Genomic DNA, 12,846 nt, shown 5'->3' with positions numbered 1-12,846 from the left:
ACTGTTCAAGGTGCATCTTCCCATTCTGCGGTTAAACGACGATAGTTAAAGTCTTTGATACCAGTATGACAGAGTACACAGCTTTGAGTTGTGATAGGTTCCTTAAACTCTACACGGGGATGAAGAATGGTAAAATACTGGGATTGTTCTACATAATAAGGAATCGGCGAACCTTTGAGCAAAATAGGGCGAGAATTGGTTTTCAGATAATCCCAGATTAATACTTGAGTTAAACGAATCATATTAGGCACAGAGGTACCATAATGTTTTTGAGGGTTCTCTAAAAGTTGCTGCCAGGTTTCTGTGGGTAACACTTCTGCTGGAATAGGAATATGACAGCCGGCACAAGTTTTTTCATAGAGTTCCTTTCCTGCTTGGACGGTGGGACGATTGGGGCTAAGTTGGGCTAAAGTATGGCTAGGACTTGCTCCCAATGCTCGGTTAAAAGCCCAACCTACACTCATACACCACAACAGGATAATTAAGGAAATTACTAAATATAAAAGATTTGAGCGTTTAAAACGAAATAATTGGCTTATTTTAAACATATTTGACAAAGACTATTTTATAGAATAATTGCCTATTGGTCAATTTTATATTAATCAATTAAAAGTCAGAAGGCAATAGTTAAGGGTTTAGCAATGCTAAACCCCTACAAGTCTGAAAAGTGTAATATTTTCTGTTACTAATGGATATTTATTTATCATTATTAGGCAACAGAAAAAGACATAATTCCTAACTCCGAACTCCGAACTCCGAACTCAGGTTTTGATAACGTCCTAAAGCAATTAAGGGAAAATAATGACGATAGAAATGATAACGGATATAGAAATGACAGGGGAAACCAGTTCCAGTAAATTCTGATTCTTCCCAGGTTCCTTCTTCGGTTTGAGTGTCTAATAAATAGTTAACTCCTCGTTCGATCGCATCTGTTTCAAACTTATTTAATGCTTCTCCTGCATCTAATAAACCGATGAGGGACCAAGCTGTTTGGGAAGGGGTACTAACTCCTTTTCCTTTAAGACTTGGATCGTTATAACTCCGACAAGTTTCTCCCCATCCTCCGTCTTTATTTTGACAGCTTAATAACCAGTTAATTCCCTGTTCCATTTGGGTTTTATGTTTTTCGGGGTTAATAACAGCTAATGCGGATAATACCCCACTGGTTCCATAAATGTAGTTTACACCCCAACGACCGAACCAACTACCATCTTTTTCCTGTTCTTTATAAAGATAATTGAGAGATTTATTAAGGCGATCGCTTTCTATTTCTAAATCGCAACTTCCTAACATTTCTACTACCCTAGCGGTGACATCTGCGGTGTTAGGATCGATCATAGCTTTTAAATCCCCGTAAGGGACTTCGTTTAACCAAGCTTGATCGTTATTGAGATCAAAAGCTGCCCAACCACCCTCTTTACATTGCATGGTTTCTATCCATTGTAAACAGCGATTGATGGCTGCTTGTTTGCGTGCTTCATCGGGTAATTTGATACCGTTTAATGCCATTACTACTGTAGCAGAGTCATCGAGGTCAGGATAGAAACGATTGGTAAATTCAAAAGCCCATCCGCCGGGTTTTCCTGCTTTATTTTTAACTGCCCAATCTCCATATTCCATGACTTGTTTATCTAATAACCATTTCCCTGCTTTTACTAGGGAAAAATGATCTTTCTCTAAACCCGAATCCGTTAATGCTCGTACACACCAAGCTGTATCCCATATAGGAGACACACAGGCTTGTAAACGATAAGTATCATCTTCTTCAATAGAAAAGCGATCAATCGCTTCAAAACCTAGTTTAACTGAGGGGTCATTGACATCATAATTTAGGGTACGAAAAGCGAGTAAAGAATTCAACATTGGGGGCATAATTCCACCCCAATCTCCTGTTTCTTGTTGATGGTTTAAAATCCATTTCTCTGCTGCTTTTAGTCCTTCTTTTCGGAAGGGAACTAAGTCAACCTGTTCTGCAAATTTAAAGACTTGATCTATTCCTAAAAAGATGTCACCCCAATTATTATTTTTCGGTAATTCATACTTGACATTTTCTACTCCTTCTGCATATAATTCATCCAGATTAAAGACAGGATCGACTGAAAAAACGGGCTTATCGTTAAAGACAATAATTAGGGGAACGGTGCTTTCCCTTGCCCAACTTGCCATTTCATAGATAGTGAAGGGAAAACTATCAGGAAACAACATTATCCAGGGGGGAATAGAGGGAATTCCTTTCCAGTCGTAACAACCAATTAAAGCAAGATGAAACTTAGTAAAAATTCGGGTTTTGCTGATACCCCCTTTACTAATAATAAAATCTTTAGCACGAATTAAGGCCGGATCATCTTGGGGAACCCCTAATAAACGCAAGGCCATGTATGCTTCCACGGAGGTACTTATTTCTCCACCGTCTCCATAGAAGAGTTCCCAACCCCCATGTTCCCGTTGTTGTTGACGTAAATAAGCTTCTACCTTGTGTAAGGGACGAGTTTTGTCGGTTCCCCAAATTTTATGGAGTAGAACCGTTTCCGCGGTTAAGGTAATATTAGACTCTAATTCTGCCCACCAGTACCCTTGGGGGTATTGTAGGGACAATAAATAATTTTGACTGGCAGTGATAGCATCTTTGAGGGATAAAGGTTGTTTTTGAGTTAGTCTATCTTGCGTTTGCATTGATGATTCCGTTACACTCCTTACATATTTCTATAGGGTAGCAAGAAACTAAGGATCATGACGGTTTGTCCACAAACGATAATATTTATTATTTCTTTGTTTTCATTTTATATCTATAATCGCCTTACTGCTATTATTAAATAGAAGGAACAAAAATTATTTTTCCATGTTAACTAATTATATCAATCAAATTAATAACATTTTGAAACCACAACAGCTAAAATCTCATTTAGTGTTAGATTTGTTTGCAGGGTGTGGTGGTTTATCTTTGGGATTTGAAGCGCAAGGATTTGAGACTTACGGATTTGAGAAAGAGCAAGATTGTTGTCATAGTTATGAAAAGAATTTACGGGGTAAATGTGAGCAAATAGAATTAACAGTTAATAGTAAATTATCGGGTGCATCTGTCATCATTGGTGGACCACCTTGCCAACCATTTAGTGTTGGGGGAAAACAAAAAGGTCTAAGAGATTCACGAGATGGTTTTCCTATTTTTATCAATGCCATTAAACAGGTTAAGCCTGATATTTGGTTATTTGAAAATGTGAGAGGGTTACTATACAAAAATAAATGGTATTTTGATAAGATAACACAATCATTACAAGATTTAGGCTACATTATTGAATGGAAACTATTAAATTCTGTTGATTTCGGAGTTCCTCAAAATAGAGAAAGATTAATGGTAGTTGGACATCGAGGAAAATTCCAGTTTCCTCAAATTTCAGCTAAGAGAATTACAGCAGGAGAAGCATTAGGAGAATTAGCATTTCAAGTGTTACCTGACTCTAAATTTTTAACTCCTAGCATGGATAAATATATTGCTAAATATGAGAAAGCATCTTGTTGTAAACGGCCTCGTGATTTACATTTAGATAAACAAGCAAGGACTTTAACTTGTCGTAATTTAGCAGGTGCAACAGGAGATATGCACAGAATTAAACTTCCCGATGGTAGAAGAAGACGTTTATCAATTCGAGAAGCAGCGCGGTTACAAAGTTTTCCAGACTGGTTTGAATTTTATGGAAGTGAAACAAGTTCTTATAATCAGATTGGTAATGCTGTGTCTCCACTATTAGCTTTTTATTTAGCAAAAAGTGTCCGTAATTATTTAGAATCTAGTTATCGCTTATCAGCCAGAGAACTTAAAAAATATACGCTTCCTCAACAATTATCTTTACCTTTATGAATTCTAAAGACTATACTGCAAAATCAACTAAAAATACTGAAATTAAGTCATTGCTTAATGAAGCATTATTTATTCTTGAACAATTAGGTATTCCCCTAGAAAAACAAACAACTAGAAGGTTAGAAAGACTAGGAATGGCTTTTTTAGCTGTTGCTAATCTCAAAAATAGTCAAGATTGGAAAAATGTTCAGAAAACTTCTCAAAACCATGCTCTAAGAACAAGAGAAATTATTAAATTTTGGAATACGTATTTTGATGAAAATATTTCAGAGAGTTCTTATGATGATATTCGTAGAAAAGACTTAAAATTATTGGTCCTATCAGGAATAGTTATTGCTAGTGCTACTAACCCTAATGCTGCGCGTAATGATGGAACAAGAGCATTTGCATTAAATCCTGATTATGCTATTGTAATTGAAACTTTTGGAACTCAAAAATGGGATTATGAACTTAGTAAAATTTTAAAAAATACAAAAACTTTGAAAACTGAGCTTTCTGAAAGTCGTTCCCTTAATTTAGTTCCTATTATTTTTCCATCTGGTAAAATTTTAGAACTGAGTCCAGGAAAACATAATGAATTACAAAAAGCAATTATTGAGTTATTTCTTCCTCGCTACGGTTACGGTGCAGAGGTTTTATATATAGGAGATACAGCCGATAAATTTTTACATTTAGAGCAAGATAAATTGAAGGAATTAAAATTTTTTGAAATTTCTCATGGTGAGTTACCTGATATTATTGCTTATTCACATACTAAAAACTGGTTATATCTCATTGAAGCAGTTAATAGTTCAGGAGTAATCTCTCCAGTTCGTCTATTAAATTTGAAAAGATTAACCAATAATTGCCAAGCTGAGTTAATTTTTGTTACTGCTTTTTTAGATAAAAAGACCTTTCGTAAGTTTGTTAGTGACATTGCTTGGGAAACAGAAGTATGGATCGCAGAATCACCTGACCATTTGATTCATTTTGACGGTGAAAAATTTTGTAATTCTTATTAAATAAGAATTACAAAATTGAACAAAAAATACACAAAATAGAATGAAATATTATCCCAATTAGAATAATCAACCCTTCTAGTCAATATTTAATCAGATATAAGTTACTAACATGATAGGATAAAAAGTTTAAGCTCCCTCTTTCTTAAATTTTATGAAATCCCTTGATTTAGCCTTTACTCCTGCGTTAGACTTAGCTCAATTAATCCGCGATCGCAGCATTTCTCCCCTAGAATTAACCCAACTTTATCTAGATAGAATCGAAAAATATAATCCTAAACTGGGTAGTTTTTTCCATGTTGCTGCTGAAACTGCCCTCCAAGAAGCCCAAACAAAAACTGAACAGTTACTTAATACATCAGATCCTAATAGTTTACCTCTGTTTTTCGGTGTTCCCACTACCATTAAGGACCTCAATGCAGTAGCAGGAATGCCTTTAACCTATGGTGTAGCAGCATTGAGGGAGAATATTGCTAACTATGATGACGGGGTGACAACCCGCATGAAGGGAGCAGGGTTTATCGTCTTAGGGAAGACTGCCACCTCCCAACTGGGATCATTTCCTTTCACCGAACCCCCAGGCTTTTCTCCTGCCCGTAACCCCTGGCATTTAGACTATACTGCAGGGGGTTCCAGTGGAGGTGCAGCGGCGGCTGTGGCGGCAGGTTTCTGTCCGGTTGCCCAGGGTTCCGATGGTGGGGGTTCCGTTCGTGGTCCAGCGGCCTGCTGTGGTTTAGTGGGTATAAAACCGAGTAGGGGAAGGATATCTAATGCACCTGTGGGAGACTATCAAAGTGGCATTTCTAGCAATGGGCCTTTAGCACGTACAGTGGCTGATGCAGCGGCTTTATTAGATGTTATGTCCGGTTATATTCCTGGTGATCCCTATTGGTTGCCGTCTCCTGAAATCTCTTTTTTAGAAGCAACAAAACAAGTTTCTACCCCATTAAAAATTGCTTTTTGTGACCATATGCCCCCCTTTACTAAAAGCGAACCCATTGTTAAAGAAACCGTCGATAAAACGGCTAAATTATTAGAGTCTTTTGGTCATTTTTTAGAAATAAACTGTCCATCAGTGGAGGCATTAATTGAACCCTTTACTAAAATTTGGCAATCGGGAATAGGGGCATCTGGACTGCCTCCAAGTATGTTGAGTCCTCTGAATAATTGGTTTAGAGAACAAAGGGTAAGTGCAGGAGAATATTTACAGGCTGTTCAGCAAATACAGATTTTTTCCCGTCAATTGGTGGTCTTTTTTGAGCATTTTGATGTCTTACTATTACCTGTTTATTTACATCAACCGATTAAAATAGGACAATGGGCGCATTTATCACCCCAAGAAACTTTAGAAAAAATAATCAATTGGATTGCTCCTTGTCCTGCATTTAATGCTAGTGGTTTACCAGCGATGACGTTACCAATGGCACAGGATGAAAACGGTTTACCCGTGGGAATTCAATTAGTAGGAAAACCTGCTGATGAGTTAACTTTAATTCGCTTAGCTTCTCAGTTAGAAAAATCTAAGAATTTTTCCTTACCTATTCCATCTTCTGTTTCACATTAAAATTAATTTTTGCTTGTATACTTTTATTTGTATAATGTAGCAATACAAAAAAAAGATACTTTTAATGTGGCGTTATGTTAAATTTTGAAAAAATATTGATTAATTGGCCAATAATTCCTGTGGGTTTAGCTATTGTTCTTGTGATAGTTGCTTTACCCCAAATACTTCGTTTATTAGTGATTTTCCGAGAGAACATAGCTACTTCAGAAACTCAAAAGATTTATCAACGAATAATTAATCCTGATCAAGCTTTATTACAGTCAATAATTCTCTTATTATTAGCTGATATTATTTTATTAGTAACCCATCGTTTAGTCCCAAAACTTCAGTCAATCAATATTATTGAATTTCCTGTGGGTTTATCGGTTTCTTTAGTTATTGGTTGGCTAGGTTATCGTTTAGTTGAACGTTTTTTTAAGATTTATCTCACTGAGATTACTCAAAATGGACAAAAGTTAAATAGTGATTTACTAATTGTTGCTAAAGGGTTGACTTTTTTTCTATTTTTATTCATTATTATTACCATTTTTTCCCAAGCTCATGAAATTAATATATTTGGTTTAATTGCTAGTTTAGGTATTAGTGGTGTAGCCATCGCTTTTGCGGCTCAAAAAACATTAGAACAATTATTGGGAGGAATTGTTCTCTATCTGGATCGTCCTTTTATGGTTAGTGATTATATCGGTTTACCAGATGGAACTTTTGGTAAAGTTGAGTCTATCGGGTTATGTTCTACCAAAATTCGTATTTCTGGAAAAGGTACATTAATGGTGGTTCCTAATAACTATTTAGGGTTTGCTGAAAAAGTTTCTCCAAAATTTATGCCACTTTTGACCAAGAATTTTCTGACAAATCAATAAGTTTTAGTACATAAAAATTGTTTAAGGTATAATCAAAATTAATGAAAGGCGGTTTGATGAGTTCCCCTGTTCTATTATCAGTAAATAAGGACAAAAAAAGCGACAAAAGCTGCCTCAGAAGTTTAGAAAGATTGACAACTAAAAATGTAATAGCAATAGATGTAATGGAGGTTTCAGGGAGTTTTGTTATCACGAGATTTAGGCTGAATCTTCGTTTAGCTTGTCCAAACTTTCCCTCAATAGCATTACGGAAGCATTCATCGGAGTGGGCTTGTTTCTTTTCTTCTTCACTGACATTTTTCGGAGGTCTTCCTAACTTCGGACCACTGATTCTTATCCCTCTTTCCTTACACCAATTTCTGTTTTCCCTAGTTCGATAAATTTTATCTACATGGACGGATTCGGGATAATAGCCAAACGTTTCTTTATACTTTTCTACTTGTTCTTTTAAATGACAAGATTCATTGAAGTTTTCCCAACTTATTTTGTCTAGAAACACATAGTTATCTACACAGCTTACTGAGAGTTTAGCTCCAAACTCTATTGGTTTTCCTGCTTTTCCCCTCACTATTGGACGAATATGCGGTTGAGTTAAACTTACAATTCTTTGAGGAACACTCTGGGTCTTATTCTCCCACATTGACTGTTGTTGTTCATAAACTTTTTTGATAGTCTCTAGACAATTTTTCTGTCTTTTACTCAGATTTTCCAGGGAAGCCCCAGCTTGAATTAAGTCTTCTATATTTCCTAAATTTTTCTTAAGGTATTTTAACTGTTTCCCGATAGCTTTTCTTCTTTCTTGATAAGATACTTTTCGTTTTTTAGCTACTTTTAAGTATTCCTTTCTAGCAATTTTTCTAGAAGTTCTCGGCTTTTTTCTCAATTTTACTCTTAATGGTTTATAAAGATTATCTATTATTCTTTCTGTCTCAATTCTGGCTTGATTTAATATGCCTAAATCCGTTGGGTATTTGATGTCTGCTGGCGCACAAGTCGCATCTAAAATTAGTTTACCTTTATTTTTTATTTTTTCTCCTTTTTATTGGAGACAATCCTTTTTTTTTACTTCTTTATCACTCTTGTCTATTTCTCTTTTTACTATTTTTTTATTGATTTTGTTTATCAATTCTCCATCAATTCTTTTCCTAAAATGAACTAGCATTGAAGATTCCAGTGGTGGCTCTTGTTGATAACAATTTAAACCTATAAAGTATTGTAGATAGGGATTTTCTCTAATCTGTTCTATAGTTTCTCTATCACTTGTTCCTAATTTTTCCTTAATAATTAATGTCCCTAATGCCATTCTAAATAGTTTGGCTGGCGCACCTTTTTCTGCTGAAAAAAGTTTAGCATATTCTTCCTCAAAATCATCCCAAGGTATCAACTCTGCCATGATTACCCAACGATTATTGGGGGACAATTTGCCCTCGAAAGGTAATTCAAATTTTTCTGGGGGCGGTAAAGGTTGCTCCTCTTTTCGATACATTTGTTCTTGACCAACAACTGGGAGGTGTTTCTACCAATTATAGCGGTTTGTAGCCGACAAAGCTGATCTTTTTTGCGATCGCGAATATGGGTGTAACCTTTTAAAGAATAGGGTTTTGCTTTTATTCAGCAAACCCTATTTAACTTTAATACTATCAAAAAAGCAAGCTTTCTTTGAAAATCTCATCATCTGAAGTTTAAAAACCCGACTTTTTAAAAGTCGGGTTTGTTCATATTCAAAATTTTCTCTAACTCACCTTTAAGGAACTTTCAACTCCACTAATTGGTTTTCGGGTAAAAAGCTACGGAACTTACCGTGATCAGCGAATACAGCCACTAAATGCAACCAAGCATCCGGTTCACGGTGTAGATCACTCCAAGGAACCGCAATTTCTAAACATTGATTAAACGCCACCTCAATACGGTGATTTTTCGGGTGCCAGTCATTACTATGCCAAGCTTGTTGTAACCAGGCTGACTGAGAAACCAAATTAATCCCTACATGATGGTGGAAAGTATAATTAAGCGGTGCTTCGTCAGGAACATCCGCCAAAGGAACCGAACTGGTAAACACATCGGTATCGGCGTAATACCAGAGTAAATGTAACTCATTGGGTAAGTCTCGACCGGGTTGTGACCCCATTTTGACATCAAAACGTAGATATAAATTCAGGTGATCCGCACCGTAGTAGATGCGTTGCACCGTACTCGCTTTGTGCATAGTTCCCGTTGAGCCGCCAATTTCGATGCGTCCGGCTTTTTCCCAGTCTTCCTCATCAACATCACCATTGATCACAGGTTGAATAAAGCCTTCTGGGGGGCGATCGCCTTTCTTGGTATGATCGTCGAGAGCTTCATATAAGTTATCAGGAATAGGTTCACCCAGAGCCGAATAAACTCCCCGTAAATGCTCCCTATACAATTCATCAAATAAAGCCCCATGACTGGAAGAATGACCTTCTCCAAACCACCAACACCAGTCCGAGCCTTCGGCTGCGTATAACGCTTCCCAGGCTTCGGGGTTACTTTGTTCCGTGGCTTCGGGGTGTTTTGCCATAATCTTACGAGCATCGGTTAAGAGGTCCCAAGCCTTATTTTTGACTGGATCACCGATCCAGGTGCTAAAGCTACCATCTACCCAGGAACCACTGTGTAAATTCTTGGCTGGAATTTCTTCTTTGGGGGGAAACTTCTCAATAAATTCGGAAACGGTGACTAATTCTATATCATCAACCTCGCTTAACTGAGAATATAACGCTCTGAGGAAGTGTAAGCCGTCATCGTGATAGTATTCCCAACAATTTTCCCCATCTAGGGCAATGGTAACTAACCAGGGATCTTCCAGGGTGGTAACTTTGCTTTCTTGACGTTCCACCAAAGAACGAGAAATGGCTTGTAAATGTCCCAGAAAATCAGAAGCAGCGTGACGGGGTTCCATACCACTATAACTAAAGCCGATTAAGTCGGATAAACGGTGATCACGGAAGACAATGGCTAAATCTCCGTATTCAGTTTCGAGGCGATAGGGAAGGTACATTCTGTGGGGATCACAAACGTTTCCGGTTTCATCCCGATAGAAATAATGTTCCACACTCCAACCCAAAACCGATTCATCGGAACACAACCAATTAAACTTTTCTTGAGCTACATAGGGTAGAATGGCAGGGCTAACGGACTGTTCTGACGGCCAGAGTCCTTTCGGTTGGCAGCCAAAGCGATCGACGTACATTTGTTTCGCTTTACGCAGATGACAAGGAATATCTTGAGGATACTGGAACCGTTTTTCAGGTAACTGCATCTCAGGAATGGCTACCTGTCCCGAATCTGTATCCGCTAGTAAGGGTAAAATGGGGTGAGTATAGGGCGTTGTAATTAGTTCTAACTGCCCAGAATCCTGCATTTTTTTGTGTTGCGGGATAATTTGTCCGATAATTTCCCGATGTTTAGCAATAATTTTTTTGCGATCTTCCAAAGAAAAGCCTTTTCCTTGTTCAAACCAAGCAGCTATTTCGGGATCTTTTTCTCGGAAAATGGGGTCGATCCAAGCTAGGTTATGCCAAGCCAAGAGATCGCTATAATCATGGACACTCCAATTTTCAAAGCACCATTCTCGGCCTTTATCGTGCTTTTGCATATTCAATTCAGAATAGCGATAATAGGGATCGATTAAGGTGCGGTGATGAGCATCAAAAAAGTGGTCAAAAATGAATCCTTTATCTTCATCTGTGAGATCGATAGCAGAAGTTAAAGTTAAAGCCATGTAGCGATCGAGTGCAGTTCCTCGGCTATAATCTTCTAACTGTAGAATCAAAGAAGGGACTAAGTTAACCGTTTGATGCAGCTTGGGAAACTCTTCTAATACAAGAATTAGGTCTAAATAATCTTTGACACCGTGTAAACGGGCCCAAGGCATACGATACTGTCCATTGGGATCATTAATCGCTTCACGGGATTTATACAAGGGTTGGTGTTGATGCCAAATAAATGCAACGTATAGAGGATGAGCCATTATATTTTTTAATCTCTGTGGTTGTGATGAGTAATAGCAACAGTGAGTGATTAATGAAGGTATATTTACCTAAAATGTGAGAAACGGCCTTGTTTAAACACCCAAACTTGAACTGCCATACCTTCTAGATTACCTGAAATCTCCCCTTCTTTGTGGAAAATACGGTAACGTTTGCAGCTACCATAGTAAGTTAATAATGTCAATATAAAAGATCACATAACCTTAGTAATTTTTTTTCTTGAGTTTGAGAGCGATCGCATCAATAATTAATGAAAGTTAGGTGAATTGTAATTAGTAATATGGTGATAACTCAAGGCTCATTTGGTACATTAGAATCTATATCTACAAAAACTGTGACTACCGATAACAGTCTCTATCAATATTTTCTCACATTGATAGAAACTAAGCCCAGTTCTGAGGTATTAGATAAACTACATTTACTATTAGCAGAGACTGAGTATTACCCCGATGTGGAAGTTCAGAAAATGGTCAAGAATATAGTATGCTCACCAAATACTAAAGGTAATTGTCTATCATTTTTAAATAATATTTGTCAAATTTGTATTGCCTATTGGATAGTTGAAGAAGATGCAAAAAGTATTATTTATCGTTTACTTAATTTATTTAAAGAACTAAATTTGTCTGAGAAAAAGCCAGAAAATTTTATTGAAAGGTGGCAAGAAGAAAGTCAAGCTTTTTCGGGAAGCTCTGAATATTTAAAATTACAAAGATTAAGTCATATTATCAATCCTCTTCTTAGTTCCGATGCAGCAAAACCACAAGTTTTAGGGGATTTATTAGGACGTTACCCCTTCTTATATAAAGGGTGTTTAGCAGACCATTATAGTCTACCAGAGTATATTAATTTTTTAGCTGGTTTCAAACGACATCAACAAAACTCCTTTCAAGAAAAATTCAACAGAACAATTGTGCTGCAAAAACAAAAAATTGAAGTTGCTCGTCTTCGCAGCATGACAAGCAAAATTCCTCAACCTATACAAGTTGTTCCTAACCCTACCTTATTGAATCATCAAGCTTTTAGGACAGCAGTAGAAACTTTTATTCAATTAACTCCAAGTCGAATAAAGAATCAAACAATATTCAAACTTTTTTTTCAAATTAAGTCCTCCCCATTCAAAATTTTTAAGATTTGGTTGATCAACTATCTAACAGAGGGTTTAAAGGAAGAATCAAAACAACAACTCAACCCATATCTACAGGCCAATATTCCCACAATTCTCACTGATTGTGATGCACAACCCCTGAATGGATTTCTCATTATACGAACCTGTAACCAATTATTAAATCAACTAATCCTTAATCCCGAATTTCTCACAAAATCTGCGATCGCCAAACACAGAAGCCTTACAGGAAGTGGGTTTGAACAGAGCGATCGCAGATTTCCCCAACCAACAGTCTGTTGTCAGATTTTAAGTTAAAATCAACCCGAATTAGACAAAGATGAAAAGATAAATCAATTACTCATTTTTCCAAAAAAATTATTAATAAAATCTCTAATAGTACTAGATTGTTAGAATAAAATATGCTATAATTTAATTATTAAAGCAATT

The 12,846-nt window shown here is 36.7% G+C and carries 8 protein-coding genes and 1 pseudogene; 5 read left to right on the top strand and 4 right to left on the bottom strand.

Annotation, left to right across the window (positions count from 1 at the left end):
* Positions 1 to 5: 5 nt before the first annotated feature.
* Complete coding sequence (locus tag CWATDRAFT_RS01945; protein ID WP_007303401.1) at positions 6 to 548, bottom strand: low-redox potential cytochrome; 543 nt, start codon at positions 546 to 548, stop codon at positions 6 to 8.
* Between the two features lie 187 nt (positions 549 to 735).
* Positions 736 to 2,673 carry a squalene--hopene cyclase gene (shc, locus tag CWATDRAFT_RS01940; RefSeq protein ID WP_007303400.1) on the bottom strand — a complete coding sequence of 646 codons (1,938 nt, stop codon included), beginning with the start codon at positions 2,671 to 2,673 and terminating at the stop codon, positions 736 to 738.
* Between the two features lie 232 nt (positions 2,674 to 2,905).
* On the opposite strand from shc, the gene CWATDRAFT_RS01935 reads away from it, so the two are divergent.
* The 4 genes from CWATDRAFT_RS01935 (at position 2,906) to CWATDRAFT_RS01920 (ending at position 7,281) form a co-directional block, all read left to right on the top strand.
* Positions 2,906 to 3,859 carry a DNA cytosine methyltransferase gene (locus CWATDRAFT_RS01935; protein WP_232286932.1) on the top strand — a complete coding sequence of 318 codons (954 nt, stop codon included), beginning with the start codon at positions 2,906 to 2,908 and terminating at the stop codon, positions 3,857 to 3,859.
* On the top strand, positions 3,856 to 4,860 hold the full coding sequence (locus CWATDRAFT_RS01930; RefSeq protein ID WP_007303398.1) for a BsuBI/PstI family type II restriction endonuclease: 1,005 nt from the start codon (positions 3,856 to 3,858) through the stop codon (positions 4,858 to 4,860). Before CWATDRAFT_RS01935 ends, CWATDRAFT_RS01930 begins: the two co-directional genes overlap by 4 nt.
* A 151-nt stretch (positions 4,861 to 5,011) precedes the next feature.
* Positions 5,012 to 6,421, top strand: coding sequence for an amidase (locus CWATDRAFT_RS01925; protein ID WP_007303397.1), 1,410 nt, complete (start codon positions 5,012 to 5,014; stop codon positions 6,419 to 6,421).
* Positions 6,422 to 6,495: 74 nt separating this feature from the next.
* Positions 6,496 to 7,281: a mechanosensitive ion channel family protein gene (locus CWATDRAFT_RS01920; protein WP_007303396.1), complete on the top strand. Its 786-nt coding sequence runs from the start codon at positions 6,496 to 6,498 to the stop codon at positions 7,279 to 7,281.
* Here the strand turns inward: CWATDRAFT_RS01920 and CWATDRAFT_RS35380 are convergent.
* Both CWATDRAFT_RS35380 and CWATDRAFT_RS01905 read right to left on the bottom strand, forming a co-directional pair.
* Positions 7,241 to 8,767: pseudogene (locus tag CWATDRAFT_RS35380) on the bottom strand (IS5-like element ISCwa2 family transposase). The gene CWATDRAFT_RS01920 and the pseudogene CWATDRAFT_RS35380 sit on opposite strands and share 41 nt — an antisense overlap.
* 258 nt (positions 8,768 to 9,025) lie before the next feature.
* A complete protein-coding gene (locus tag CWATDRAFT_RS01905) occupies positions 9,026 to 11,275 on the bottom strand; it encodes a glycoside hydrolase (RefSeq protein WP_007303394.1) in 2,250 nt (749 codons plus the stop codon).
* A gap of 392 nt (positions 11,276 to 11,667) precedes the next feature.
* Between CWATDRAFT_RS01905 and CWATDRAFT_RS35375 the strand changes: the two genes are divergently transcribed.
* Positions 11,668 to 12,714, top strand: a complete 1,047-nt coding sequence (locus tag CWATDRAFT_RS35375) for a hypothetical protein (RefSeq protein WP_198138915.1) — start codon at positions 11,668 to 11,670, stop codon at positions 12,712 to 12,714.
* The last annotated feature ends 132 nt before the right edge of the window (positions 12,715 to 12,846 follow it).

Source organism: Crocosphaera watsonii WH 8501 (assembly GCF_000167195.1).
Taxonomy (GTDB): Bacteria; Cyanobacteriota; Cyanobacteriia; order Cyanobacteriales; family Microcystaceae; genus Crocosphaera; species Crocosphaera watsonii.
This window is presented reverse-complemented; position numbering and strand designations above follow the sequence as displayed.